This window comes from Monashia sp. HAY1-5C, from assembly GCF_056755255.1.
In genome coordinates this window covers 1-25,321 of the sequence record NZ_JBPGXG010000060.1, presented here as the reverse complement: position 1 = coordinate 25,321, position 25,321 = coordinate 1, and the positions used below count along the sequence as shown (strand labels likewise).

Annotated in this window: 24 protein-coding genes; 17 read left to right on the top strand and 7 right to left on the bottom strand. The window is 73.1% G+C overall.

Annotated elements, in window-relative coordinates; all coding sequences use genetic code 11:
- Positions 1-265: adenosylcobinamide-GDP ribazoletransferase (locus ACR9ZK_RS11025; protein ID WP_481341953.1), on the top strand; the 265-nt coding region annotated here is incomplete at its 5' end.
- A 10-nt stretch (positions 266-275) separates the two neighbouring features.
- Here ACR9ZK_RS11025 and gcvT read toward each other — a convergent pair.
- Positions 276-1,394: a glycine cleavage system aminomethyltransferase GcvT gene (gene gcvT, locus ACR9ZK_RS11020; RefSeq protein WP_481341952.1), complete on the bottom strand. Its 1,119-nt coding sequence runs from the start codon at positions 1,392-1,394 to the stop codon at positions 276-278.
- A 290-nt stretch (positions 1,395-1,684) separates the two neighbouring features.
- On the opposite strand from gcvT, the gene ACR9ZK_RS11015 reads away from it, so the two are divergent.
- Positions 1,685-3,160 carry a leucyl aminopeptidase gene (locus ACR9ZK_RS11015; RefSeq protein WP_481341951.1) on the top strand — a complete coding sequence of 492 codons (1,476 nt, stop codon included), beginning with the start codon at positions 1,685-1,687 and terminating at the stop codon, positions 3,158-3,160.
- Positions 3,161-3,227: 67 nt separating this feature from the next.
- Here ACR9ZK_RS11015 and ACR9ZK_RS11010 read toward each other — a convergent pair whose 3' ends face one another.
- Positions 3,228-3,416 (bottom strand): DUF5302 domain-containing protein, encoded by a 189-nt coding sequence (locus tag ACR9ZK_RS11010; RefSeq protein ID WP_481341950.1) that lies wholly within the window; start codon positions 3,414-3,416, stop codon positions 3,228-3,230.
- Positions 3,417-3,520: 104 nt separating this feature from the next.
- Complete coding sequence (locus ACR9ZK_RS11005; protein ID WP_481341949.1) at positions 3,521-3,868, bottom strand: hypothetical protein; 348 nt, start codon at positions 3,866-3,868, stop codon at positions 3,521-3,523.
- 216 nt (positions 3,869-4,084) lie between these two features.
- Between ACR9ZK_RS11005 and lpdA the strand changes: the two genes are divergently transcribed.
- The 3 genes from lpdA to ACR9ZK_RS10990 are packed head-to-tail and all read left to right on the top strand — an operon-like array spanning position 4,085 to position 8,335.
- Positions 4,085-5,464 (top strand): dihydrolipoyl dehydrogenase, encoded by a 1,380-nt coding sequence (lpdA, locus tag ACR9ZK_RS11000; protein ID WP_481341947.1) that lies wholly within the window; start codon positions 4,085-4,087, stop codon positions 5,462-5,464.
- Between the two features lie 31 nt (positions 5,465-5,495).
- Positions 5,496-7,391, top strand: a complete 1,896-nt coding sequence (sucB, locus tag ACR9ZK_RS10995) for a 2-oxoglutarate dehydrogenase, E2 component, dihydrolipoamide succinyltransferase (RefSeq protein ID WP_481341946.1) — start codon at positions 5,496-5,498, stop codon at positions 7,389-7,391.
- 38 nt (positions 7,392-7,429) lie between these two features.
- Positions 7,430-8,335, top strand: a complete 906-nt coding sequence (locus tag ACR9ZK_RS10990; protein ID WP_481341945.1) for a TIGR01777 family oxidoreductase — start codon at positions 7,430-7,432, stop codon at positions 8,333-8,335.
- Here the strand turns inward: ACR9ZK_RS10990 and ACR9ZK_RS10985 are convergent.
- Positions 8,313-9,929: a protein kinase domain-containing protein gene (locus ACR9ZK_RS10985; protein ID WP_481341944.1), complete on the bottom strand. Its 1,617-nt coding sequence runs from the start codon at positions 9,927-9,929 to the stop codon at positions 8,313-8,315. The two genes, ACR9ZK_RS10990 and ACR9ZK_RS10985, sit on opposite strands and share 23 nt — an antisense overlap.
- Positions 9,930-9,989: 60 nt before the next feature.
- Positions 9,990-11,057 (bottom strand): Gfo/Idh/MocA family protein, encoded by a 1,068-nt coding sequence (locus tag ACR9ZK_RS10980; RefSeq protein ID WP_481341943.1) that lies wholly within the window; start codon positions 11,055-11,057, stop codon positions 9,990-9,992.
- Positions 11,058-11,113: 56 nt separating this feature from the next.
- Between ACR9ZK_RS10980 and lipB the strand changes: the two genes are divergently transcribed.
- The 7 genes from lipB (at position 11,114) to ACR9ZK_RS10945 (ending at position 17,566) form a co-directional block, all read left to right on the top strand.
- On the top strand, positions 11,114-11,785 hold the full coding sequence (lipB, locus tag ACR9ZK_RS10975; protein WP_481341942.1) for a lipoyl(octanoyl) transferase LipB: 672 nt from the start codon (positions 11,114-11,116) through the stop codon (positions 11,783-11,785).
- 174 nt (positions 11,786-11,959) lie between these two features.
- Positions 11,960-12,916 (top strand): ABC transporter ATP-binding protein, encoded by a 957-nt coding sequence (locus ACR9ZK_RS10970; RefSeq protein WP_481341941.1) that lies wholly within the window; start codon positions 11,960-11,962, stop codon positions 12,914-12,916.
- The gene (locus ACR9ZK_RS10965) at positions 12,913-13,974 is read left to right on the top strand and encodes an ABC transporter permease subunit (protein ID WP_481341940.1); all 1,062 of its coding nucleotides are present in this window, start codon (positions 12,913-12,915) and stop codon (positions 13,972-13,974) included. Before ACR9ZK_RS10970 ends, ACR9ZK_RS10965 begins: the two co-directional genes overlap by 4 nt.
- Positions 13,975-14,071: 97 nt before the next feature.
- A complete protein-coding gene (locus tag ACR9ZK_RS10960) occupies positions 14,072-14,428 on the top strand; it encodes a YciI family protein (RefSeq protein ID WP_481341939.1) in 357 nt (118 codons plus the stop codon).
- Between the two features lie 7 nt (positions 14,429-14,435).
- Positions 14,436-15,704: an RNA polymerase sigma factor gene (locus tag ACR9ZK_RS10955; RefSeq protein WP_481341938.1), complete on the top strand. Its 1,269-nt coding sequence runs from the start codon at positions 14,436-14,438 to the stop codon at positions 15,702-15,704.
- Between the two features lie 100 nt (positions 15,705-15,804).
- Positions 15,805-16,830, top strand: coding sequence for a lipoyl synthase (lipA, locus tag ACR9ZK_RS10950; protein WP_481341937.1), 1,026 nt, complete (start codon positions 15,805-15,807; stop codon positions 16,828-16,830).
- A gap of 4 nt (positions 16,831-16,834) precedes the next feature.
- Entirely contained in the window at positions 16,835-17,566 is a 732-nt protein-coding gene (locus tag ACR9ZK_RS10945; protein WP_481341936.1) for a DUF4191 domain-containing protein, read from the top strand.
- A gap of 138 nt (positions 17,567-17,704) precedes the next feature.
- On the opposite strand, the gene ACR9ZK_RS10940 is transcribed toward ACR9ZK_RS10945, so the two are convergent.
- Positions 17,705-18,187, bottom strand: coding sequence for an RDD family protein (locus ACR9ZK_RS10940; RefSeq protein ID WP_481341935.1), 483 nt, complete (start codon positions 18,185-18,187; stop codon positions 17,705-17,707).
- Positions 18,188-18,363: 176 nt separating this feature from the next.
- Here ACR9ZK_RS10940 and glnA point away from each other — a divergent pair, with 176 nt between their 5' ends.
- Positions 18,364-19,788, top strand: a complete 1,425-nt coding sequence (gene glnA, locus ACR9ZK_RS10935; RefSeq protein ID WP_481341934.1) for a type I glutamate--ammonia ligase — start codon at positions 18,364-18,366, stop codon at positions 19,786-19,788.
- 333 nt (positions 19,789-20,121) lie between these two features.
- Here glnA and ACR9ZK_RS10930 read toward each other — a convergent pair whose 3' ends face one another.
- On the bottom strand, positions 20,122-21,285 hold the full coding sequence (locus tag ACR9ZK_RS10930; RefSeq protein WP_481341933.1) for a sensor histidine kinase: 1,164 nt from the start codon (positions 21,283-21,285) through the stop codon (positions 20,122-20,124).
- A 188-nt stretch (positions 21,286-21,473) separates the two neighbouring features.
- On the opposite strand from ACR9ZK_RS10930, the gene ACR9ZK_RS10925 reads away from it, so the two are divergent.
- The 4 genes from ACR9ZK_RS10925 (at position 21,474) to ACR9ZK_RS10910 (ending at position 25,092) form a co-directional block, all read left to right on the top strand.
- Positions 21,474-22,682, top strand: a complete 1,209-nt coding sequence (locus tag ACR9ZK_RS10925; RefSeq protein ID WP_481341932.1) for an FUSC family protein — start codon at positions 21,474-21,476, stop codon at positions 22,680-22,682.
- Between the two features lie 150 nt (positions 22,683-22,832).
- Complete coding sequence (locus ACR9ZK_RS10920) at positions 22,833-23,207, top strand: YidH family protein (RefSeq protein ID WP_481341931.1); 375 nt, start codon at positions 22,833-22,835, stop codon at positions 23,205-23,207.
- Entirely contained in the window at positions 23,204-23,569 is a 366-nt protein-coding gene (locus ACR9ZK_RS10915) for a DUF202 domain-containing protein (protein ID WP_481341930.1), read from the top strand. Before ACR9ZK_RS10920 ends, ACR9ZK_RS10915 begins: the two co-directional genes overlap by 4 nt.
- Positions 23,570-23,637: 68 nt before the next feature.
- On the top strand, positions 23,638-25,092 hold the full coding sequence (locus ACR9ZK_RS10910; protein WP_481341929.1) for an MFS transporter: 1,455 nt from the start codon (positions 23,638-23,640) through the stop codon (positions 25,090-25,092).
- Positions 25,093-25,321: the final 229 nt, after the last annotated feature.

The window sequence follows — 25,321 nt, the reverse complement described above, 5'->3', positions numbered from 1 at the left end:
AGATCTACACTCTCTCCGTCGTCGGCAGCGTCAGATGTGTATAAGAGACAGGGTGGGTGGCGGCTGGGTCGCCTCCTCCGTGTCGGCGTCCGCTCTGACCGGCGTGGCCGCCGTGCTCGCGGCCGGTGCCGGTGCCCTGGCGGTGCGCAGCCACGCGGTCCGCCGCCTCGGTGGCGTCACCGGCGACGTCGTCGGGGCGGCCGTCGAGGTGTCGCTGGCCGCCGCGCTCGTGGTCGCGGTCGTGGGCCTGCGCGTCTCCGGCTGACGCGCGGGCCTCAGGCCTCCCGCACCTGGACCTCGACGAACGGGGGCTTGACGACCCTTGCCTCGACGTCGCGGCCACGCACGTCGACCGACACGGTCTGCCCGTCGGCCACGTCCGGCGCGAGGAGCGCGAGTGCGATGCCCTGCTTGAGCGTCGGCGAGAACGTGCCCGAGGTCACCTCGCCGACGACCTCGCCACCGCGGCTCACGGTGCAGTGCGCCCGCGGGATGCCACGCCCGGTGACGAGCAGCCCGCGCGACAGTCGCGTCGGGGCCGCCTTCTCGGCGACGAGCGCGTCCTTGCCCCAGAACGCGTCCTTCTTCCAGCCGACCGCCCAGCCGGCGCGAGCCTGCACCGGTGTGATGTCGAGCGAGAGGTCCTGGCCGTGCAGCGGGTAGCCCATCTCGGTGCGCAGGGTGTCGCGGGCGCCGAGCCCGCAGGGCAGGCCGTCGAACGGCTCGGCCGCGGCCACGAGGGCGTCCCACAGCGCCGGGGTGGCGTCCCAGCGGGGTACGAGCTCGTACCCGCGCTCGCCGGTGTAGCCGGTGCGGCAGACGATGACCGGGCGGCCGTCCCACTGCGCCTCGACGAACGACATGTAGTCGTGCCCGATCGGCAGGCCGAGCGCCTCGAGCACCTCGTCGCTCCGGGAGCCCTGCACGGCGATGACACCGTACTCACGGTGCCGGTCGGTCACCTCGATCCCCTCGGGCGCTGCCTCACGCAGCCGGCGGACGACCTCGGCCGTGTTGGCCGCGTTGGGGATGAGGAAGACGTCGTCGTCCGAGCGGAGATAGGCGATGAGGTCGTCGACCACGCCGCCGGACTCGTCGCAGCAGAGCGTGTACTGCGCCGAGCCGGGCTGGATGCGGCGCAGGTCGTTCGTCAGGCAGGCGTTGACGAAGTCGGCGGCCCCGGGACCCGTCACGGTGGCCTTGCCGAGGTGGCTCACGTCGAAGACGCCGACGCGCTCGCGGACGGCCGTGTGCTCGCGGACGACACCCCCACCGGGGTACTCGATCGGCATGTCCCAGCCACCGAAGTCGGCCATCTTCGCGCCGAGGGCGACGTGTCGGTCGTGGAGGGGCGAGGTGAGCGGGGAGGTCGTCCCCGACGGCGCTGTCGTCATGCGGGTCAACCTACCGCCAGCGCGGGGGGCTCCTTCCGCCGCGGCGCCCTCCGGTCGGTGGCCACCGGCAGGTGCCCCGGCACCGGGGTCGCACGCCACGCGGGTCCCGCTCCGGAGTCGTCTGCGGCTCCCTCGTTATCATCGGCGCCGTCGCCACCGGACGCCGGACCGCACGACGGACCACGCGTCGGGACGGCAGCAGGCCGCGCGCCCCGCGCCGCGTCCACCGACCCATCCTCGTCGCACCACTCCCGTGGCCCGACCGGCACCACGTCCTGAAGGAGTCCTCCGTGGCCCAGCTGACCATCACGAACCGCTCGGCCGCGGAAACGGCCGGCGACGCGCTCGTCGTCGCCCTCGTCGCCGGCGACGACGGTGCGACCCTCGCGCCGGGGCACGACCTGCCACGCACCACGGTCGCCCACCTCAAGGCGGTCGTCTCCGACCTCGAGCTGGCCGGCAAGGTCGGCGAGGTGACGACGCTGGCCGCGGTACCCGACGTCCGGGCCCGCCTCGTCGTCCTCGCCGGCGTGGGCGCGCTCACCGCCGTGCCGGACGCCGCCGTCCTCGAGGACCTCCGACGCGGCATGGGGGCCGCCGCTCGCGGCCTGGCATCGAAGAAGAAGGTCGTCGTCGCCGTTCCCGGCAGCTCGGTCGAGGTCGTCGCCGCGACGGCCGAGGGCATCGCGCTCGGTGCCTACGCGGTCACCAAGGTCGGTGCCGACGACGACACGCCCACCACGGCCTTCGCCCTCGTCGGCCCCGGCGACGCGGCGTCCCGACGTGCCGTCAAGCGCGCCGCAGCCCTCGGCACCGCGGTCGCCTACACCCGGGACCTCGTCAACCTCCCGCCCAACCTGCTGTACCCCGAGACCTTCGTCGAGTCCCTGAACGGCCGCGTCAAGGGCACGAAGGTCAAGCTGCGGTCCTACGACATGAAGGCGCTGCGCTCGGGCGGTTTCGGCGGCACGGTGGGCGTTGGCCAGGGCTCCGCCAACGAGCCTCGCATCGCCGTGCTCTCGTACTCCCCCGCGCGCCCGAAGGCCTCGATCGCCTTCGTCGGCAAGGGCATCACCTTCGACTCCGGCGGCCTGTGCATCAAGCCCGCCAGCGGCATGCTGACGATGAAGTGCGACATGGCCGGGGCCGCCGCCGTCGCCGGCGCCGTGCTCGCCGTCGCCGAGCTCGGTCTGCCGATCGCCGTCACCGGCTACCTCGGTCTGGCCGAGAACATGCCGAGCGCCACGGCGCAGCGGCCGAGCGACGTCGTGACGATGCGCGGAGGCAAGACGGTCGAGGTGCTCAACACCGACGCCGAGGGCCGCATGGTGCTCGGCGACTGCCTGGCCCTCGCCTCCGAGGAGGCCCCCGACGCCATCATCGACATCGCGACCCTGACCGGCGCGCAGGTCATCGCCCTGGCCGACACCGCCGCCGTCATGGGCAACGACGAGGCCTTCCGGACCCGGGTCCTCGACGCCGCCCAGGGCGCAGGCGAGGCCATGTGGCCGATGCCGCTGCCGAGGGAGCTGCGCGGTGGTCTCGACTCGGTCAACGCCGACCTCGCGCACAAGGGCGGCCCGGAGGGCGGCATGCTGACGGCCGGCCTCTTCCTCGGCGAGTTCGTCGGCGACGGCATCCCGTGGAGCCACATCGACATCGCCGGGCCGGCCTTCAACGACAAGTCCCCGAACGGCTACGCCCCCAAGGGCGGCACCGGTTTCGGCGTCCGCACGCTGGTGGCCGTCGCGGAGTCCTACGCCTGAGCGACGGGCACACCGAAAGGCCAGAACGCGTGGTGCGTTCTGGCCTTTCGAGGTCGCGGCAGGACGGTCAGCCGCCGGACTTGCGCCGGAACATCTGCTGGGCCTTGGCCGGGCCGTGCGCGCCGTGCACCTTGGAGCGGTCGTGGTCGTCGGAGACGTCCTTGCCGCCGTGCGCGTGCTTCTTGTCGAGGGCGGCCCGGAACTTCGCCTTCATCTCCTCGTCCGGGCCCACCTGGGCACCTTCCTGGTTCGACATTCGAGACCTCCTGGATGCGTGGCGGGGCGCGCCGGTACGGCACGGTGGGGACGACCTCACCCTGTCAGCAGGACCGCCGCCGGTCCACCTCTTTCACCGACGTGTCAGGCGTCGCCGTGACGCTTGCGCGTGTTGTACTCGCGCATCCGGCCGGGGTACCCGGTGTGGTTGACGTCGTAGGCAGGGACGCCGAGCCGCCGCGCGAGCTCGAAGCCATCCTTCGGCGTGCCGACCGCGCGGCGCGTCCACTCGCCGTCCCACGCGATGAGCACGACCGTCGTCGTCGTGACGCTCGTGGCCGGCTCGACGTACGCCTCGACACCACGGTGGCCCTCGACGAACCCCCGCAGGTGGGCCTCGACGGCCTTGCGGTCGATGTCCATGCCCGGTCCGTCCGACCGGCCGAGGCGCGCCGACGTCCGGCCTGCACCGCGCCGGGAGAACCAACCCATGGCCGCACTGTACGTGCTCGACCCGTGCCGGGAGTGCGTCCGCGCAGGTGGCGGGCCGTGCCGTCGCCGCGCCTCGCCTGCCGCCGCGTGCCTTCGCGAGTCCTCGCAAGGGTGCCGGCGGGCGCGACCTGCCTGTGACGTCCCTCGTGATCAATGACAAGATGCTCCTGCACCCACACCCCCGGGTGGCCCCCCATCCTGAAGGAGCGCACCAACATGTCGGCTGACGCCGCAGGCGACTACGACGTCGTCATCCTCGGCGGGGGGTCGGGTGGCTACGCCTGTGCCCTCCGGTCGGCGGAGCTGGGGCTCTCGGTGGCCCTCGTCGAGAAGGGCAAGCTCGGGGGCACGTGCCTCCATGTCGGGTGCATCCCGACCAAGGCCCTCCTGCATGCCGCCGAGGTCGCCGACTCCGCGCGCGACGGTGCGCACTTCGGCGTCAAGACGACCTTCGAGTCGGTCGACATGGGCGGAGTCCACGCGTACAAGGACGGTGTCGTCTCCCGTCTGCACAAGGGTCTGCAGGGCCTCGTCAAGGCTGCGAAGATCGACTACGTCGAGGGCGCCGGCGTCCTCGAGGGCCCGAACACGGTCGCTGTAGGCGATCGGCGCCTCACCGGGCGCAACGTCGTGCTCGCCACCGGCAGCAGCCCGCGCACGCTGCCCGGCCTCGAGATCGGCGGCCGCATCATGACGAGCGAGCAGGCCCTCACCATCGACCACGTGCCGGCCCGCGTCGTCGTCCTCGGTGGTGGTGTCATCGGCGTCGAGTTCGCCTCCGTCTTCAAGAGCTTCGGCTCCGAGGTCACCGTCGTGGAGGCCCTGCCGCGCCTGGTCCCAGCCGAGGACGAGGCCATCAGCAAGCAGCTGGAGCGCTCCTTCCGCAAGCGCAAGATCGCGTTCAAGACCGGCGTCCGTCTGGCCGGTGCGACGCAGTCCGGTGACGTCGTCAGCGTCTCGCTGGAGTCCGGCGAGACCATCGAGACCGACCTGCTCCTCGTCGCGGTCGGCCGCGGACCGGTCACCGAGGGCCTCGGCTACGAGGCCGCCGGCATCACCCTCGACCGCGGCTTCGTCACCACCGACGAGCGCCTGCGCACCGGCGTCCCCGGCGTGTACGCCGTCGGCGACATCGTGCCCGGGCTGCAGCTGGCCCACCGCGGCTTCGCACAGGGCATCTTCGTCGCCGAGGAGATCGCGGGCCTGGCCCCGGCGGTCATCGAGGAGAGCGGCATCCCGCGGGTCACCTACTGCGACCCGGAGATCGCGAGCGTCGGCCTCACCGAGGCACAGGCCCGCGAGAAGTACGACGAGGTCGAGACCTACGAGTACAACCTCGGCGGCAACGGCAGGTCCCAGATCCTCGGCACGCAGGGCTTCGTCAAGCTCGTGCGCGAGAAGGACGGCCCCGTCGTCGGGGTGCACATGATCGGCGCGCGGATGGGTGAGCAGGTCGGCGAGGCCCAGCTCATCGTCAACTGGGAGGCCCACCCCGAGGACGTCTCCGGTCTCATCCACGCGCACCCCACGCAGAACGAGTCGCTCGGCGAGGCACACTTGGCCCTGTCGGGAAAACCGCTGCACGCACACGCTTGAGCCAGTAACTGGGAAGAGGAGAGAACACGTCATGTCAGAACGCGTGACCATGCCGGCCCTCGGTGAGTCCGTCACCGAGGGAACCGTCACCCGCTGGCTGAAGAACGTCGGTGACAGCGTGGAGGTCGACGAGCCGCTGCTCGAGGTCTCGACCGACAAGGTCGACACCGAGATCCCCTCCCCCGTCGCGGGCACGCTGCAGGAGATCCTCGTGCAGGAGGACGACACGGTGCCGGTCGGCGCCGACCTCGCCGTCATCGGTGACGGCGCCGCTCCCGCCGGCGGCGGCGAGGCGCCCGCCGCCGAACAGGCACCGCAGGCCGAGCAGGCCCAGCAGAGCGCGCCCGCGCCCGAGGCCCCGAGCACCGACCAGGAGCCGCAGCCCGCGACGAGCGAGCCCGAGGCGGCCCAGGCACAGCAGCCGCAGGCGGCCGCGTCCGGCTCGTCCGGTGGCGAGGGGCAGACGGTGACGATGCCGGCGCTCGGCGAGTCGGTCACCGAGGGCACGGTCACCCGCTGGCTCAAGTCCGAGGGCGACGAGGTCGCCGTCGACGAGCCGCTCCTCGAGGTCTCGACCGACAAGGTCGACACCGAGATCCCCTCCCCCGTCGCCGGCACCCTGACCAAGATCCTCGTCGGCGAGGACGAGACCGTCCCGGTCGGCGGCGACCTCGCCGTGATCGGTGGCGCGCCCGCCCCGCAGCAGGCTCCGCAGCCGCAGGAGGCCCCGCAGCAGGAGGCCCCGCAGCAGGAGGCCCCGCAGCAGGAGGCCCCGCAGCAGGAGGCCCCGCGGCAGCCCAGCCAGGCACCGGCGCAGGCGGCGGCCCAGCAGGCGTCGGCTCCCTCGCCGGCTGCGCAGGCACCCGCCCAGGCCGAGACGGCCGAGGTGCAGGCGGCCGGGCTGCCCGCCGACGCCGAGCGCCCGCCTGCCCAGCAGTCGCCCGAGGCGACGGCGCCCGCCGCCGAGCCCTCGCGCGACGACGCCGCCGCGTACGTCACCCCGCTCGTGCGCAAGCTCGCCCAGCAGCACGGCATCGACCTCGGGTCGCTCACCGGCACCGGTGTCGGTGGCCGCATCCGCAAGCAGGACGTCCTCGACGCGGCCGAGGCGGCCAAGGCCCCGGCCCCGGCCCCGGCGGCTCCGGCTCCCGCCGCGTCGGCTCCGGCCGCAGCCGCAGCCGCCCCGTCGGCGCCGGCCGCACCGGCTGCATCGGTGTCGCCGAAGCGCGGCACCCGCGAGAAGATGAGTCGGCTCCGCAAGGTCATCGCGACCCGCATGGTGGAGTCGCTGCAGGTGTCGGCACAGCTGACGACCGTCGTCGAGGTCGACCTGACCAAGATCGCCCGCATCCGCGACCGCGCGAAGAAGGACTTCGAGGCCCGCGAGGGCGTCAAGCTCAGCTTCCTGCCGTTCCTCGCCCTGGCCGCCACCGAGGCCCTCAAGGCGCACCCGATGGTCAACGCGAGCATCGAGGGCGACGAGGTGGTCTACCACGGCAGCGAGAACCTCTCGATCGCCGTCGACACCGACAAGGGCCTCATCGTCCCGGTGGTCAAGAACGCCGGTGACCTCAACATCGCCGGCCTGGCCCGCGCGATCGCCGACGTCGCTGCGCGCACGCGCAGCAACAAGATCACCCCGGACGACCTCGCCGGCGGCACCTTCACCATCACGAACACGGGCAGCCGGGGTGCCCTCTTCGACACCCCGATCATCAACCAGCCCCAGGTCGCGATCCTCGGCACCGGCGCCATCGTCAAGCGCCCGGTCGTCGTCAGTGACCCGGACGGCGGCGAGACGATCGCGATCCGCTCGATGATGTACCTGGCGCTGTCCTACGACCACCGCATCGTCGACGGCGCCGACGCCGCTCGCTTCCTCGGCACGATGAAGGCGCGCCTGGAGGAGGGCCGCTTCGAGGCGTGAGCGGGTGCGCATCGCATCACGCCCGTAGGGTGTGAACCATGACGAAGCGCGTCGCCATCACCGGTTCGTCCGGCCTGATCGGCGGCGCGCTTCGTCGTCACCTCGAGGCCCGCGGCGACGCGGTCGTGTGCCTGGTCCGCCGAGAGCCGTCCGCTCCCGGTGAGGTCCGCTGGGACCCCTCGCGCGGTGGTCTCGACGCCGCGGCCCTGGAGGGCGTCGACGCGGTCGTCAACCTCGCCGGCGTCGGCATCGGTGACCGGCGGTGGGACGCGGCGCACAAGCGCGAGGTCGAGCGCAGCCGGACCGACGCCACGTGGACCGTCGCCACGGCGCTGGCCCAGGCCCGCAGCCGTGGGGCGAATCCGCGGCTCGTCAACGCATCGGCCGTCGGCTACTACGGCGACCGCGCCGACGAGGTGCTCACGGAGGACAGCGGTCCCGGCCGCGATGTGCTGTCCGGCATCGTGCGGCGATGGGAGGAGGCCGCCGGCCCGGCCCGGGAGGCCGGCGTGCCGGTGGCCTGCGTCCGCAGCGGCCTCGTCATGAGTTCCACCGGCGGCGCGTTCCGGCCGCTGCTGCTCCTCGCCCGGCTGGGCCTCGCGGGGCCGATGGGGTCCGGGCAGGAGTGGTGGCCGTGGGTCACGCTCGTCGACGAGGTCCGCGCCATCAGCCATCTCGTCGACCACCCCGAGCTGACCGGGCCGTTCAACGTCGCCGCCCCCGGCTCGGCCCGGCAGCGCGACGTCGCCCGGGCGGTCGCCGCAGCCCTCCACCGGCCGGCGCTCGTGCCGGCACCGCGCCTGGCCCTGCGTGCAGTCGTCGGCGAGTTCGCCGACTCGATCGTGGCCAGCCAGCGGGTCGTCCCGAAGGCGCTGCTGGGCGCTGGCTTCACCTTCGAGCATCCCGACCTCGAGGCTGCGGTCAGCTGGCTGGTGCGCGGCTGATCCGGTCGATGCGCCAGCCGTCCGCCCCGCGGACGAGGCGGAAGTCGAGCAGGTCCCCCTCCTGCGCCGCCTGCGCGACGCGGGCCCCGGTCTGCGTGACGACCGTGTAGGCGGTCCAGTCCACGCGAGCACGCACGACGGCGGCCGTGGGACCGTCCGGTCCGCCACCGGACGACGACCCGGCCACGAAGGTGGCCCGGGCCACCTGGAGCCGCAGGCCCTCCCAGCGGATACCGGCGGACCGGAGTGCCTCGAGGAGGTGCCGGTCGGTGGACCAGCTCGGCCCGCCGGAACGGTGCACGGCGGCGAGCGCCGCGACGTCACGCTCGACGAGGGCTCGGCTGCGCGCGTCGCCGAGCGCCTGCAGCAGGTCGCTCGCGTGCTCGGACGGGGCCGTCGGCGATCTCAGCAGCATCATCCGGTCCGGCGCCCGGTGCGCCGGCGCGCCGGTGGTCCCGGCGGCCGCGCTCGTCGCGGCGGGCGGGGCCGGCGCATCCGTCGGCCGCGGGGCGGAGGCCACGCGCCGGGCAGGAGCCTGCGCGGCGACGACATCCGGGACCGGCTCGCGCGCCTGTCCACCGGACGACGCGACGGCCGCGACTGCCCAGCCGGAGGCGGCGACGGCGACGAGTCCGGCACCGACGGCAGCGACGACCGGCCGCCGCACGCCCCCGGCGGATGGGGCCGCCGGTGCCACGGTCGCGCCGGACCGGCCGACGAGGCGGCGCCACCACCGGTCGGCCGCCGCCGCCGGCTGATCGTCCTCGCGGGCCTGCGCGCGCAGCCGGTGGGTCAGCGCCGAGGCGACGTCGGTGCCGACGACGACCTCGACCGGATCGGCCGGGGCGGCCTCGTAGAAGAGCCGTGCCAGGCCCTCGGACGAGGGCCGCTCGAGCGGGTCGGGGTCGATGCACGCGCCGATGGCGTCGGCCAGCTGCTCCCCCACGTGAGAGGCGACGGTCTCGCGGTCCAGACGCAGCATGGTGTCGGGGGCGCCGTTGCCGGTCGCGCAGAACCAGGCGAGGGCCCCGAGCGCGTAGACGTCGCTGGACTCCGACGGGGGCCATCCTGCTGCAACCTCAGGAGCGACGAACCCGCTGGTGCCGTAGACCCGCTCGTCATCCGAGCCGGCCACGCGTGCGGCCCCCAGGTCGAGCAGGACCGGCCGCCCGTCGGGCGTCAGACGCACGTTCGAGGGCGAGATGTCGCCGTGCAGGCCACCCGCCCGGTGCAGGGTGGCCACCGCGTCGCACACCGGCGTCAGGACGGTGACGACCTCGCCGGGGCGCAGGTGCCCGCGAGCCTTGACCATCGCGGCGAGGCCGACACCGTCGACGTGGTCGAAGACGAGCGCCTCCCGGCCGTCGGGCAGCGGCACCACCGACCGGAGCGCCACGAGGTGGTCGTGGCGCACGGACAGAAGAACCTGCTGCTCGGCCACAGACCGGGTCGCGGCGCCGGCGTCCCGCGGCACCTTGACCGCCACCCGTCGCCCCGACGCGTCCGACCCGGCCCAGACGACCGCGGACGACCCCGCGCCGATGACGGCCTCGAGGCGGTGCCCGGGGACGTCGGGGGTCTCGTGCTCGCTCACCCGGCCATCGAAGCAGAGCGCGCGGCCGGACCGCGGGCCTCATCCACAGGCCCCGGGCGGTCAGTCGGGGCTCTGCCCCGGGGTCACCACCTCGACGACGCGACCGTCGCGCGCGCTGACCCGCGCCGCGTCGACCACGGCCAGCACGTGGACGGCGTCGCGCGGGTCGACCGGCATCGTGGGTTGCGGGTCGTCCGTGGCGAGCGCCCCGGCCACAGCGCGGTAGAAGTCGGCCTGGTCGGCGTCGGTGACGACGGGACCCGGCTCACGGTCGTCGCCGCGCACCACCCAGCCGACGGCGTCACCCTCGTTGAAGAACTCGGTGAAGACGCTGACGTCGTCGACCTGCTTGCCGATGACGTACGCGCCGTCCGAGCCGGCGACCCGGGCGCGCGGGCCGGGCGCCCCGTTGACCGAGGAGGCCATGAGGTGGCTGACGACGCCGGTGGTGTGCCGGCAGGCGAGGAAGGTGTCGTCCTCACCGACCGTCGTGCGCGCGTCGAGCTCGGCGTAGACCGACAGGACCTCGCCGTGGAGCAGCACCGCCTGGTCGACGAGGTGGGTCTGCAGGTCGAGCAGCAGGCCGCCGCCCTCCTCGGCCGTGAAGTGCTCGCGCCACCGTTGCTTCGGCACGGGCCGCCAACGGTCCCAGCGGTACTCGGCGCGCCAGATGGTTCCGATGACGTCGTCGTCACGCACCCGGCGCAGCGCCGCCAGCTCGGGGTCGAAGCGTCGGTTGTTGAACACCGTGAGCGGCACGCCGTGGTGGGCCGCGAGGTCGACGACGCGCAGCGCCCGGCTCGCGTCGACGGCGAGGGGCTTGTCGACGACGAGGGGCAGCCCGGCCCCGATGACGGTCTCGGCCTGCTCGCCGTGCACCCCGCTCGGCGAGGCGAGCACGACGAGGTCGAGGCCGCTGACCCCGAGCAGCGCCTCGAGGTCGGGCACGACCTCGGCCTCGGGGTGGTCGGAGCGGACCTGGGCGGCACGCTCGGCGTTCGAGGTGGAGACCGCCGCGAGCGTGAGCCCGGCGCGGGTGAGCAGGGGCGCGTGGATGCCGCGCCCTGCCGAGCCGTAGCCGACGAGGCCGACGCGGAGGGGGCGGGGGTCGGGGACGCTCGGCGGCATGCGCCCACCCAACCACACGGCGCGGGCCCGGCTGCGGCCCGGCGTACGCTGGCGCCATGCGTTTCGTGCACCTCGGCCTCGACCCGGACTTCGTCGACTACGAGCGGGCCTGGCAGGTGCAGCGCGACACCCACGCCAAGGTCGTCGCGGGCGAGGAGCCCGACACCGTCTACCTGCTCGAGCACCGCGCCGTCTACACCGCCGGCAAGCGCACCGAGCCGCACGAGCGCCCCAAGGACGGTACGCCGGTCGTCGACGTCGACCGCGGCGGCAAGATCACCTGGCACGGCCCCGGCCAGATCACCGGCTACCCCATCGTCCGGCTTCCCGCGCCCATCGACGTCGTCGGCTACGTCCGTGCCCTCGAGGAGATGATGATCCGCGTCTGCGCCGACTTCGGCGTCGAGGCCGGCCGGTCCGAGGGCGAGAGCGGCACGTGGATCGCCGCCGACGACCGCGGCCCGCGCCGCAAGATCGGCGCCATCGGGATCCGGGTCAGCCGGCAGGTGGCGATGCACGGCTTCGCCTTCAACTGCGACCCTGACCTGTCGTGGGGGCAGGTCATCGTCCCGTGCGGCATCCCCGATGCCGGTGTCACGTCCCTGTCGGCCGAGCTGGGTCGCGACGTCCCCGTCACCGAGGTGCTTCCCCACGTGGAGCGGCACCTGGCCGACATCCTGCCGACGCTCCGACCGAACCGACGCGCCCTGGCCGAGCCGCTCGTCTGACCGCGACATCTGACCGCGACATCTGACCGCGACGTCTGACCGCGACGTCTGGCGCCGACGCCTGACCGCGACGCCGCCGACCCCCTAGGGTGAGCCGCAGCGCCCAGCGCTGCACCGATGCACGACCGCGGCACCGCCGCAGCCACCACCGCAACCGGCCACCACGGGGTAACCATGGACGTCGCCGTCCGCACCGTCGACCTGCGCAAGACCTATCTGAGCCGACGCGGCCGACAGGTCGCCGTGTCCGGTCTGTCGATGGCGGTGCCCCTGGGCGGGGTCCACGGGTTCCTCGGCCCGAACGGCAGCGGCAAGACGACGACGATCCGGATGCTGCTCGGCCTCGTCCGCCCCGACTCCGGCTCGGCGGAGGTGCTGGGTGAGCCGGTCCCCCGGCGACTGCCACACGTCGCGGACCGCGTCGGGGCCATCGTCGAGTCGCCGAAGTTCTTCCCCGCCTTCACCGCCCGCCAGAACCTCGCGCTCCTCGCGAGCGGCATCGGCACGCCACGCGGACGCGTCGAGGAGGTGCTCGAGGCCACGCACCTGCTCGACCGGGGCCGCGACCGGTACGGGTCGTTCCCGCTCGGCATGCGTCAGCGCCTCGCCATCGCCGCGACGCTGCTCAAGGACCCCGACCTCCTCGTCCTCGACGAGCCGACCAACGGCCTCGACCCGGCCGGCATCCGCGAGGTCCGCGACACGATGCGCGCGCTCGGCGACCAGGGCCGCACCGTGCTCGTCAGCTCGCACATCCTCGCCGAGGTGGAGCAGGTGGCCGACACGGTGTCGATCGTCGGACACGGCCGGCTGCTCGCCGAGGGACGCGTCGAGGAGATCCTCGGCGCGGCCACCTCGGCGACGGTGCGCGTCGGCGTCTCCAGCCCGGACCGCGCCGAGCAGGTCCTGCGCGCCGACGGCTTCGAGGTGACCCGCGACGGTGCCGACCTGCTCGTCACGACCGACGACGGGGCGAGCGTCACCCGAGCACTCGCCGGGCACGGCCTGTTCGTCGGCGAGCTGGTGCCCCAGCGGCCGGACCTCGAGTCCGCCTTCCTGGCCCTGACCGCCGGCGAGGAGCTCGGGTCCGCTGCCGACGCGCAATCCGGCGTCGAGGGAGGTGCCGCATGAGCGGCACGCTGCTGACGTCACGGTCGCGTCCGCGTTCGCAGGTGCACCCCACGGGCACGTCGTTCCCCGGCCTCGTCGGGGTCGAGCTGCGCCGGATCTGGTGGCGACGCCTGACGCGGGTGCTGCTCGTGGCCGTCGTCGGGTTCGTCGGGGTGACGGTCTACAACGCGTACACCACGACCCAACCCGAGAGGCTCGCCCAGGCGCTCGACAACTACACGATCGTGGTCGAGCAGGCCAAGCGCGACCTGCCCGCCCAGGTCGCCCAGTGCCGCAGCGACCAGCAGGCCGAACGGGACCGCTCGGGTGACCGGACCATCGACTTCGGCTGCGACCAGGCGGGCTTGGTCCCCTCCCCGGAGGACATGGGCGTCGTACCGCCCGTCGCCGACGGCATCACCGCCACCGCCGCGACCTTCGCGGCCTACCTGCTCGCCTTCCTGGCCTTCGTCCTCGGCGCCAGCACCGTCGGAGCCGAGTTCACCTCCGGGTCGATGTCGACGTGGCTCACCTTCCAGCCACGGCGCCTGCGGACCGCCGCGAGCAAGCTCGTGGCCGTCGGGCTCGCGTCGGCCGCCCTCGGTGGTGTCGCGCTCGCGCTGCTCAACGCCGGCGCCCGCATGGTCGCCGTCGTCAACCGCCCGGGGTCCGACCTGAAGATCCCCGACCCGACGCCGCTCACCGACTCCCTCCCCCAGCTGCTCGCACGCGTGCTCGTGCTCGTCGTGCTCGGCGGTGTCGGAGGCGCGTGCCTCGCCCTCGTGCTGCGGCACACCTCGGCGGCGGTGCTCTCGGTGCTCGGCTACGCCGTCGCCGTCGAGCTCGTCGCCGTCCAGGCCTTCCTCCAGGGCCGGCTCAGGCCGTGGACCGTGGGGACGAACGTGTCGGCGTTCATCGAGAAGGGCGGCACCTACCTCGCGGAGTCGTGCACCGAGAGCGAGTGCGTCTTCACCGAGCACACCCTGAGCTACACGCACGCCTGGGTCTACCTCCTCGTGCTGGCGGTGGTCGGCGTCGTGGCCGGGCTCGTGGCCTTCCGGCGCCGCGACGTGAGCTGACGCGCACAGCAGTCCGGACCCGCCTGTCGATCCGGCCGACTCCCGTTCGTCGTACGTGCAAGCCGGAGGGACCGGTGGACGCCACGAAGGAGCAGACATGGCCAGGTACCTCGTCCTGATCTACGGCAGCGAACAGGAGTGGGAGGCCCAGACGTCGGACCAGCTGGAGGCGAAGGAGGCCGCGCACGTCGCCTTCTCCACCGCAGCCGGCCCCGCCGGCCTCAGCGGCAGGCAGCTCGAGTCGGTCAGCACGGCCACGACGCTGCGCGCCGCCGGAGGTGATGCGCCCGTCGTGACCGACGGGCCGTTCATGGAGACCAAGGAGGCACTCGGCGGGTTCTACGTCCTGGACGTGCCCGACCTCGATGCCGCCGTCGCCCTCGCGCGGATGCTCCCCGAGCTGCGCGAGCAGCACGGAGCCGTCGAGGTGCGCCCGATCGTCGACCACGGCTGAGGCGGTCGTGCCCACCGAGCCATCGCCGCATGTCGCAGAGGCGGTCGCGCGGGCCCACCGCGAGGAGTGGGCACGCGTGCTCGCCTCGACGGTGCGGGTCACCCGTGACCTCGACGTCGCGGAGGAGTGCACCCAGGACGCGTACGAGCGCGCCCTCGAGCGGTGGCCGGCCGACGGCATCCCGGCGCGGCCCGGGGCCTGGCTGACCACCGTCGCCGGCAACCGGGCCCGCGACGTCGTCCGCCGGGAGGCGCACGCCCGGCGGCTGCTGCCGCTGCTCGTCATCGAGGAGGAGGCCGTCACGACCGTCGTCGAGGGGCCCGCCGGCACCTTGGTGCCCGACGACCGGCTCCGGCTCGTGTTCACCTGCTGCCACCCGGCCCTCGCGCCGGAGGCCCAGGTGGCGCTCACCCTGCGCCTCGTCTGCGGCCTGTCGACCGGTGAGGTCGCGCGTGCCTTCCTCGTGCAGGAGGCGACGATGGCGGCCCGGATCACCCGGGCCAAGAAGAAGATCGCGGCCGCGCGGATCCCCTTCCGCGTGCCGGGCCGCACGGAGCTGCCCGAGCGCCTCGGCCCGGTCCTGGACGTCGTCCACCTCGTGCTCACGACCGGGCACGCCGCACCGTCGGGTTCCTCCCACGTGCGGCAGGACCTCGTCGAGGTCGCCGTCGGGATGGGCCGCCTGCTGCATGACCTGCTGCCCGGCGAGCCGCGGGTCGCCGGTCTGCTCGCGCTCGTGCTCTTCGCGCAGGTCCGTCGTGCGACGCGCGTCGCGGACGACGGCACGCTCGTTCTGCTCGCCGACCAGGACCGGGCGCTGTGGGACCGGGCGCTCATCGACGAGGCCACGGCGCTCGTCGCCGAGGCGCTCGCCGCTGCTCCCCCGGACCGGTTCACCGTCGAGGCCGCCATCGCCGCGGTCCACTCCGAGGCGCCGTCCTGGGAGGCCACCGACTGGGCCGAGGTCACCGGGCTGTACGACGTGCTGCTCCGGCTGTGGCCGTCCCCGGTCGTCCGGCTCGGCCGTGCCGCGGCGCTGGGGTTCCGGGACGGCGCCGGGGCCGGGCTGCGCGCTCTGGAGCCCCTGACGGGCGACCCGGCGCTGGCGATCTACCCCTACCTCAGCGCGACGCGGGCCGACCTGCTTCGTCGCCTCGAGGCCTGGGACGAGGCCGAGGCTGCGTACGAGGAGGCGATCGCGCTCTCGGGCAACGACGTCGAGCGAGCCTTCCTCACCGACCGGCTGGCCGAGGTGCGGGGCCACCTCGCTCGCTGAACGAGTCGCGGCCCCGCGGCGGGGCCGACCTCCGTGGTCGGGAGCCCGGCGCGCGAGGCGTAACCTGTGCGGAGCAGCAAATCCCGACCAAGGAGCCCGTGTGTCTGTCGTTCCCGACGGCCGTCGTCTGCTGCGCGTCGAGGCGCGCAACGCCGAGACCCCCATCGAGCGCAAGCCCTCCTGGATCCGCACCACCGCGAAGATGGGCCCCGAGTACACGGCCCTGCACTCGATGGTGAAGTCCGAGGGCCTGCACACCGTGTGCCAGGAGGCCGGCTGCCCCAACATCTTCGAGTGCTGGGAGGACAAGGAGGCGACCTTCCTCATCGGCGGTGACGTCTGCACCCGGCGGTGCGACTTCTGCGACATCGCCACGGGACGGCCCACCGCCCTCGACCTCGACGAGCCGCGACGCGTCGCCGAGTCGGTGCGCCGGATGGGCCTGCGCTACTCGACCGTCACCGGCGTCGCCCGCGACGACCAGCCCGACGGCGCCGCCGGGCTCTACGCCGAGACCATCCGCCAGATCCACCTGCTCAACCCCAACACCGGCGTCGAGATCCTGCCGCCCGACTTCGGCGCGAAGCCCGAGCTCGTCGGACAGGTCTTCGACGCCCGCCCCGAGGTGTTCGCCCACAACCTCGAGACGGTGCCGCGCATCTTCAAGCGGATCCGCCCGGCCTTCACGTACGAGAAGTCGCTCAAGGTGCTCACGATGGCGCGCGAGGCGCACCTCGTCACCAAGTCCAACCTCATCCTCGGCATGGGCGAGACCGACGCCGAGATCGAGGAGGCCATCCGCGACCTGCACGACGCCGGGTGCGACATCCTGACGATCACCCAGTACCTGCGCCCGTCGAAGCTGCACCACCCCATCGACCGCTGGGTCAAGCCGGAGGAGTTCGTGCACTGGTCGGACGTGGCCGAGGGCCTCGGCTTCAAGGGCGTCATGGCCGGCCCCCTCGTGCGCTCGTCCTACCGGGCGGGGCGCCTGTGGGCCACCGCGATGCGCAAGTGGGGCCGGCCCATCCCGGAGCACCTGTCCCACCTCGCCGAGGCGGCCGGGTCCCCCGCACGCCAGGAGGCGGCGGCATTGGTGGCCCGCGAGACCCGCGCCGTATCCTGAGCCCATGGCACGCAACACGGACGGCGCCTCGGGCGCGCCCACTGACCAGAAGCAGGGACGGCTGTCCCAGATCCGCGACGTCTACCGCGCGGCGAGGGCGGCGGACCCCTCCATCGGCTGGTGGATGCTGCTGTCCTTCCTCCTCGTGTTCGGTGTCCTGCTCGTGGCAGGCCTGCTGCTGCACATGTGGATCGTCTTCGCGATCTTCGGCGTGCTCTTCGGCGTCCTTGCCGCGACCGTGGTCCTGAGCCGGCGCGCCGAGCGCGCGGCCTACTCCCAGATCGAGGGTCAGGCCGGTGCCGCCGGTGCCGCGCTCACCTCGATCCGACGCGGCTGGTACACCGACCGTGAACCGGTCGCCGCCGACGTCGCCCGCGCCGGCGACATCAGCTCGGCCGCCATGGTCTACCGCGCCTTGGGCCGCCCCGGTGTCGTCCTCGTCGGCGAGGGCCCGACCGGGCGCGTCCAGAAGCTGCTCGTCGCCGAGAAGAAGCGCGTCGAGCGCGTCGCGCCGGGCGTTCCGGTGACGACGATGCGCGTCGGCAACGGCGACGGCGAGGTCCCGCTCAACAAGATCGCGAGCAAGGTCCAGCGCCTCAAGCCGCAGATCACCAAGGACGAGATGGCGATGGTCAACAAGCGCCTCAAGGCGCTCGGCGGCCTGCGCGCGCCGCTGCCCCCGGGCGTCGACCCGGCACGGGCCCGCATGGACCGCAAGGCCCTGCGCGGCAAGTGACCCCGCCGTGACTGCCAGTCTCGGCTGACACGGCCCCGGGAGCGTCACGGTGCCGGGGCCGTTCACGTCGGTCGACCGGGGCTGGGTCGGTGCGTCAGCCAGGGCTGGTCGACGCGTCCGCCGGGATGTGTCGGCGCGTCAGCGGGTGCGGACGATGACGGTGTTGGGGACCCTGTCGTGCAGCCCGCGTCCGTCGCGGTCCCACACGATCGCCGGGATGAACAGGCACAGGAGCACCGTTCGCGCGAGAGCCTGCAGCGGCAGGACGCGGCCGTCGTTCAGCGAGCGCACCTGGAGCCCGGCGACCCGGTGTCCGATGGTCGTGCCGAGCGTGCCGACGAGCAGCAGGTTCATGAGGGCGAAGATCCCGAGGACGACGAAGTTCTGCCCACCCGTCGCCGGCGGGGTGGAGAAGGGCAACGGGACGCCGAACACACCCCGGGCGACGAACGAGGCGATGGCCCAGTCGATGAGGACGCCGACGAACCGGATGCCGAAGCCGGCCACCGAGCCCGGCCCGCTCGGCGGCAGGCCGAGCGCACGACCGCGCCACTCGTCGGGCTGCTGCGTGCGCTCCCGCGGCCCCTGGAGCCACGAGCCGAAGTCCTTGCGGTCCACCACGGGACCAGCGTAACGAGATCCCGCACGCGTGCTTTGCCCGGGCCTGTCCATCCGTAACACCGGCGAAACATTCGGGTCATGGCCGGGAAACTGCGGCTGGTTAGGGTCGCTGTCGACAGCAGAGGCCGACGCCCTTCCTTCCCGGGTGGCGACCTCGCCCCACATCAGGAGGTTGGATGTTCAGCTCAGCTGACGAGGTCCTCAAGTTCATCAAGGACGAGGACGTCAAGTTCGTCGACATTCGGTTCTGCGATCTGCCCGGTGTCATGCAGCACTTCAACGTGCCGGCTGAGTCGGTCGACAAGGACTTCTTCTCGGTCGGCCAGATGTTCGACGGCTCGTCGATCCGCGGCTTCCAGGCCATCCACGAGTCGGACATGAAGCTCGTGCCGGACCCCGCCACGGCGTTCGTCGACCCCTACCGCGTCGAGAAGACGCTGGTCATGAACTTCTCGATCCTCGACCCGTTCACCGACGAGCGCTACAGCCGCGACCCGCGCAACATCGCGAGCAAGGCCGAGGAGTACCTCAAGTCGACGGGCATCGCCGACACCGCCTACTTCGGCGCCGAGGCGGAGTTCTACGTCTTCGACGACGTGCGCTTCGAGACCAAGCAGAACGCCGGCTACTACTACATCGACTCCATCGAGGCTGCCTGGAACACCGGTCGTGAGGAGGAGGGCGGCAACAAGGCGTACAAGACCCGCTACAAGGGCGGGTACTTCCCCGTCTCCCCCGTCGACCACTTCGCGGACTTCCGCGATCAGGTGTGCCTCCAGCTCAAGGAGGTCGGTCTCAACGTCGAGCGCAGTCACCACGAGGTCGGCACCGCCGGCCAGATGGAGATCAACTACAGGTTCAACACGCTGCTCCACTCCGGCGACGACATCATGAAGTTCAAGTACGTCGTCAAGAACCAGGCGTGGGCCGCCGGCAAGACCGCGACGTTCATGCCGAAGCCGCTCTTCGGTGACAACGGCTCGGGCATGCACACGCACCAGTCCCTGTGGAAGGACGGCGAGCCGCTCTTCTACGACGAGCGCGGCTACGGCGGCCTCTCGGACCTGGCCCGCTGGTACATCGGCGGCCTGCTCAAGCACGCCCCGTCGCTGCTCGCATTCACGAACCCGACGATCAACAGCTACCACCGCCTCGTTCCGGGCTACGAGGCTCCCGTGAACCTCGTGTACTCCGCCCGTAACCGTTCGGCCTGCGTGCGCATCCCGATCACCGGTACCTCGCCCAAGGCCAAGCGCATCGAGTTCCGCGTGCCGGACCCGTCGGCCAACCCGTACCTGTCCTTCGCGGCCCAGCTCATGGCCGGCCTCGACGGCATCAAGAACCGCATCGAGCCGCCGGAGCCGGTGGACAAGGACCTCTACGAGCTGCCGCCCGAGGAGCACGCCGCCATCGACCAGGTGCCCGGCTCGCTGCCGGAGGTGCTCGACGCCCTCGAGGCCGACCACGAGTACCTGCTCCAGGGCGACGTCTTCACCGAGGACCTCATCGCCGCCTGGATCGAGTACAAGCGCAAGAACGAGGTGGACCCGATCCGCTTCCGTCCGCACCCGCACGAGTTCGAGATGTACTTCGACATCTGACATCAGTCGGTTCAGCACGCAAATGTCGTTCTGACGCAAGCGCTTTGCCGAACGCGGGTCCCGGACGGGGCCCGCGTTCGGCCTTTCCCTGCCGCGGCCCCGGGCATCCCGCTCCCGTCGTGTCGACTGACCACCGTGTGTCCAGTGCTCCAGCGTGTGCTCACGCCCCCGAAGGCGGACATAACTCTGACCCAGGTTCGCTGACCTCCGGTGCCCTCGTTCCCGACCGGGAGCGAGGGCACCGTCGTCCGAGGTCGAGCCACGTCACCGTCCGAAGCCGGCGGACGAGTGCGACGAGTGACGGTGGCGGGGCCCCAGCCGCGCGATGGGGCCTCAGCGCTGTGGCAGGCGCACGTGGAAGACCGCCCCGGGGTCGCAGTTCTCGTGGGAGACCTCGCCGCCGTGCGCCTCGGTGAGCATGCGCACGATCCAGAGCCCGAGCCCCACCGAGTCGGTGTCCGGCCGGCCCTCGGCGAGCCGGGTGAACAACCTGGCGGCCGCTTCGGGGGCGACCCCCGGCCCGTGGTCGCGCACCGAGAGCGTCACGACGCCGGACTCGTCGTGCGCACTGATGACGACCGGTCCCGAGCCGTGCCGCAGGGCGTTGTTGGTGAGGTTGACGAGGATCTGCTCGAGCCGGCCACGGTCCGCGTGGACCTGGAGCCCCTGCGGCACCTCGACGCGCACCTGCCTGGGGTCGGTCAGGCCGGCGACCCGGTCGGCGAGGGCGGGCACGTCGACGTCGGTGAGCTCGAGCCGCAGCCGCCCCTGGTCGATGCGTTCCAGGTCGAGCAGGTCGCCCGCGAGCCGGGTGATCCGTTCGGCCTGCCTGCTCGCGGAGTCGAGGAGGCGCCCCAGTGCGACGGGGGTGCCCGGGTCGTCGGAGACGATCTCCAGCGCACCGGTGATGGAGGTGAGGGGCGAGCGGATGTCGTGCGCGAGGGTGGCCGTCATCGCCGCCCGCCACTGCTCCTGGGACTGCAGGAGCCGCTGGCTCTCGCGCAGGTCGTACATGCTCCGGGCGATGACGCGGCCCACGGCCACGAGGACGGGGATGACGACGATGCTGCCCCCGACGACGTTCGCAGGAGCGCCCGCGGCCAGGAGGCCGCCGAGGTAGGAGACGGCCGCCGGGACAGCGGCCCAGGCCACCACGGTCGGAGGCTGGTGCAGCCCGAGCCAGACGAAGGTCAGGACGTAGAACGGGATCGTGCCGCCCGGCTGGCCCTCGAACGCCCACGTCGACACCGCGAGCACGAGGAAGGCGAGCAGGGACAGCCACGCGATCCGCGTCACCGGCCATCGTCGCCACGGCAACCAGAGGCACAGGGACGCTGCGAGAAGGTCGAGACCCGCGACGACGAGCAGGATCTCGCCACGGCCGGAGTCGAGCGCGATGGCGAGGACGGCGAGCAGCCCCGCCAGCAGGAAGAGCCAGGCACCCTGCCGCGCCGCTCGGTCCGCCGGGCTCGCCCGTGGCTGTCCGATTTGTGCCACAGCGCAAGGCTATGCGACGCGGGAGCTCCGGGCCCGTTCCGACGCGAGGGCTGGGCTGTCGGCGCAAGCACCCGGGCCGGCGGGTATGGTCGCTGGCCTCAGCAACCACGGACCGGGCCCACCCTCGCGAGGATGTCTGATGCCGCACCGCCCTCCTGCCCTGATCTCTGCCGACCCTCCGGCCGCCGATGGGTGACTGGCGCACGGATGCCCGCCTCCGTGCCCGGGCGTTCGGCACCGCCCTGCGCCGCCCCGGGCCGGAGCGAGATGCTCTGCTGCTCTTGCTCAAGGCGTCGCTGGCAGCCGTCCTGGCGTGGCAGTTCGCCCTGCACGTGCTGCACAGTCCGATCCCGTTCTACGCGCCGATGGCTGCCCTGCTCGTCGTCGACCGCACCATGGTCCGCTCCATCGCCGGCAGCGCTCAGCGGGTCGCAGCGGTCGTGCTCGGCCTCGGTGCTGCGTGGCTCGCGGCGACGTGGTTCGGCGCCACGTGGTGGACGGTCTTCGGGGTGACGCTCGTGGCGCTCGTCATCAGCCGCTGGTCCCGCCTCGGTTCGCACGGCTCCCAGGTGCCCGCGATGGTGCTGCTGTCCCTGCTCACGGCCGGTGGCACCGACGCGCGCTTCACGTACCTGACGGTCGTCGAGACGGTGGCCGGCGGCGTCATCGGAGTGATGACCAACGCCCTCGTGCTCAGCCCCCTGCACCTGACCAGGCCCCGGCAACGGGTCTCGAGCCTGGCCCGGCAGGTGCGCGAGCTGCTCGGCGACGTCGCGGCGGGCCTCGAGGGCGACTGGGACGCCGACGCGGCACGCCGCTGGTACCGGCGCGGCAACGCGATCAGCGACACGGCGCCCCGCGTCGTCGAGGAGATCGAGACCGGACGCGAGAGCACGCGGCTCAACCCGCGCGCGTCCCTGCGGCCGGCCACCGTCGACTGGGAGGGCTACGCGGAGACCGTCACGGCCCTGCGACACTGCCTCTGGCACCTGACCGGCGTGGCGCGCACCCTGGTCGAGGCCGCCAACCCCGACCGGGCACAGCCGGTCCCCTCCGCGACGTTCCTGACCCGGTACGCCGGCGCGCTGCGGGCGACGGCCCACGCCCTGGAGCGCTTCGGGCACCGGGACCCCGACGCCGACGAGGCCTTCGACGCCGCGGCGGCTCACGCCGAGGACGTTCTCCTCGGGCTGCGCGACGAGGTGCGACGCACCCCGCTCGACGACCCGGGCCAGTGGCCGGTGTACGGCTCGCTCATCAGCGACGCGCTGTGGGCGCTGCAGGAACTCACGGACGCCCGGGAACGGGCGGCGGTGCCGACCCGCGGGCCGGTGCGCGAGCCGCCGACACGAGGCCTGGCCCGCCGCCTGCTCCCGAGGCGTCCGTCGTCCCGGTGACCACACGGCCGGCTGCGGTCAGGATGCATCCCGGGGCGCCGCTCGCCCCACCCCGCGAGATGATCGGGTGGACCCGCCGGCGCCTCGCCGGCACGACCGCGCCGACCGAGCGGCACAGCCCGGACCCGGCGAGCCGACCGAGGAGGGCCCGTGCGTCCGGACCGCGACCCGCGAGACCGCTTCCCCCGGTCCGTCTACGGCGAGGGTGACGAGCCGGACCCGCGCTTCAGCCTGGCCAACGAGCGGACCTTCCTCGCGTGGATCCGGACCGCGTTGGCCTTCATCGCCGGGGGTCTGGCGGTCGAGGCCCTGCAGGTGCCGTTGACGGGGTGGCTGCGGGCCTCGATCGCGGTCGTCCTCGTCGTCGCGGGAGTCGCGGCGACGGCGCAGGCGTGGTTGTCCTGGACTCGCACCGAACGCGCCGTACGGCGCCGGACACCGCTGCCCTCCTCGGGCCTCAAGCTGCCGATCGCCCTCATGCTCGGCCTCGTCGCCCTGGCCGTCGTCGTCGGCCTGCTGCTGTGACGACGCCGGACCCACCCGTGCGTGGGGGGCTGCAGCCGGAACGCACCTCACTGGCGTGGCGGCGCACCGCGCTGTCGGTGGCGGTCGGCTCCCTCGTGGGGATGCGCGTCCTGCCCCCACACCTCGGCGCGTGGGGTGAGGTCACCTGCGTCCTCGGGCTCGTCTGGAGCCTCGACCTGGCCGTGACGGCCCGACGTCGGTACCGCCAGGCGGACGCCACGGTCCGCGCCACGGGCGGCGGCGACGTCCCGGCCGGCCCCTCCGCGCCGGCGCCCGGACCGGCTCTCGCCCGAGCCGCCGCGGCGACACTGGTGCTCGGAGTCGCCGCGCTCGTCGGCGTCGTCGTCATCGCCCTGACCTGACGCCACGGGGGCATCCGCCCGGTGGGACGACGTGCGGGCCTCGCCGCCGCCCCGGGTACGGGCCCGTGGTGACGTCCCCGCCGGCCCCCGACTCATCCCTCCCCGGAGGACGCGGTTACGACGCCGACGGGCCCGACCCGCGGCGGTGGAAGGCCCTGTGGGTGTGCCTCGTCGCCGGCTTCATGACGCTGCTCGACGTCAGCATCGTCAACGTCGCCCTGCCCTCCGTCCGGGCGGGGCTGGATGCATCGTCGAGCGAGCTGCAGTGGGTCGTCTCGGGCTACGCCCTCACCTTCGGGCTGACGCTCGTGCCGTCCGGCCGGCTCGGTGACGCCCTCGGCCGGCGCACGGTGTTCCTCGTCGGTGTCGTCCTGTTCGGGCTGTCCAGCCTTGCCTGCGGTCTGGCGCCCACGAGTGCCCTGCTCGTGTTCGCGCGGCTCGTCCAGGGGGCGGCCGGCGGCATCCTCAACCCGCAGGTGTCGGGGCTGATCCAACAGCTGTTCCGAGGCGCCGAGCGGGGCCGGGCCTTCGGCCTTCTCGGGGCAACGATCGGCATCTCCACCGCCGTCGGTCCACTGACCGGTGGCCTCATCCTCGACCGCCTGGGACCGGAGCACGGCTGGCGCTGGATCTTCTTCGTCAACCTCCCTGTCGCGCTTGCCGCCGTCCTGCTCGCGAGGCGCTGGCTGCCCGACCCGCCGCCGCGGCACCGCAGCCGTCGCCTGGAGCTCGACCCGGTCGGCGTCCTCCTGCTCGGCGCGGCCGTCCTCTGCCTCCTGCTGCCCGTCGTCGAGACGGGCCGCACCTCCGCGGCGGTGCCGTGGTGGGTGGCGGTCGCCGGGACCCTCCTGCTGGCGCTGTTCCTCGCCTGGGAGCGCCGCGAGAGCCGCCGCGGCCGCGAGCCGGTCGTCGACCTGCTCCTCTTCAGGGTGCCGGGCTATGCCGCCGGTGCGGCGGTGGGCACGCTCTACTTCGCCGGTTTCACGGGCATCTTCTTCGTGCTCACGATCCACTTCCAGCAGGCGCTCGGCTACTCACCGCTCCTCGCCGGTCTCGCGGTCACGCCCTTCGCCGCGGGGTCGGCGATCACCTCCGCGGTGGGCGGGCGGCTCGTGTCACGGTGGGGGCGTTCGCTCGTGACCGCCGGTCTCGTCATCGTGCTCATCGGGCTGGTGGCCTCGGACGTCGTGCTGACGACCGTGACCGGAGGCGCGTCGGGCTGGTCCCTCGCCGGACCGCTCCTCGTGGCCGGGATCGGCAGCGGGTTCGTCATCTCCCCGAACGTGACCCTCACCGTGGCCGACGTCCCGGTTGCGCGGGCGGGCACCGCGGGCGGCCTGCTGCAGACCGGCCAGCGCATCGGCACCGCGGCCGGCATCGCGCTCGTCGGCACGGTCTTCTTCGCCTCGACGCCGCCTGACGCCGGGCTCGCGCTGCGCGTCGCCGCCGCCATCGTCGCGGTCGCACTGCTCACGAGCGCCCTCGACGTCGCGGCGCGGCGACGCCCCGCCCGGAACCGCTGACGCCACCCGTCTCGGCAGCGTCATGCTGCCGAGGTCGGCAGCGCGTCAAGGCGACATTCCGCGTTTCCGAGACACGAAATGGTCACAAAAGCAATACTTCGGACCGTCCGTCGTTCCTGCGGCCGGCTCGGAGCCGGTCCTCACGTGTCCCGGATGCGTGGGCGGGAGCAGGCGGGCGCCACCCCTCGCGACCTGTCTCTTATACACATCTGACGCTGCCGACGACGGA

Coding starts and splice junctions, on each gene's coding strand:
- ACR9ZK_RS10965 (WP_481341940.1), top strand. CDS start 12,913: ATGAGCGGCACGCTGCTGACGTCACGGTCGCGTCCGCGTTCGCAGGTG.
- ACR9ZK_RS10960 (WP_481341939.1), top strand. CDS start 14,072: ATGGCCAGGTACCTCGTCCTGATCTACGGCAGCGAACAGGAGTGGGAG.
- ACR9ZK_RS11005 (WP_481341949.1), bottom strand. CDS start 3,868: ATGGGTTGGTTCTCCCGGCGCGGTGCAGGCCGGACGTCGGCGCGCCTC.
- gcvT (WP_481341952.1), bottom strand. CDS start 1,394: ATGACGACAGCGCCGTCGGGGACGACCTCCCCGCTCACCTCGCCCCTC.
- lipB (WP_481341942.1), top strand. CDS start 11,114: ATGCGTTTCGTGCACCTCGGCCTCGACCCGGACTTCGTCGACTACGAG.
- ACR9ZK_RS10945 (WP_481341936.1), top strand. CDS start 16,835: ATGGCACGCAACACGGACGGCGCCTCGGGCGCGCCCACTGACCAGAAG.
- ACR9ZK_RS10980 (WP_481341943.1), bottom strand. CDS start 11,057: ATGCCGCCGAGCGTCCCCGACCCCCGCCCCCTCCGCGTCGGCCTCGTC.
- lpdA (WP_481341947.1), top strand. CDS start 4,085: ATGTCGGCTGACGCCGCAGGCGACTACGACGTCGTCATCCTCGGCGGG.
- ACR9ZK_RS10925 (WP_481341932.1), top strand. CDS start 21,474: ATGGGTGACTGGCGCACGGATGCCCGCCTCCGTGCCCGGGCGTTCGGC.
- ACR9ZK_RS10970 (WP_481341941.1), top strand. CDS start 11,960: ATGGACGTCGCCGTCCGCACCGTCGACCTGCGCAAGACCTATCTGAGC.
- ACR9ZK_RS11010 (WP_481341950.1), bottom strand. CDS start 3,416: ATGTCGAACCAGGAAGGTGCCCAGGTGGGCCCGGACGAGGAGATGAAG.
- ACR9ZK_RS10990 (WP_481341945.1), top strand. CDS start 7,430: ATGACGAAGCGCGTCGCCATCACCGGTTCGTCCGGCCTGATCGGCGGC.
- glnA (WP_481341934.1), top strand. CDS start 18,364: ATGTTCAGCTCAGCTGACGAGGTCCTCAAGTTCATCAAGGACGAGGAC.
- sucB (WP_481341946.1), top strand. CDS start 5,496: ATGTCAGAACGCGTGACCATGCCGGCCCTCGGTGAGTCCGTCACCGAG.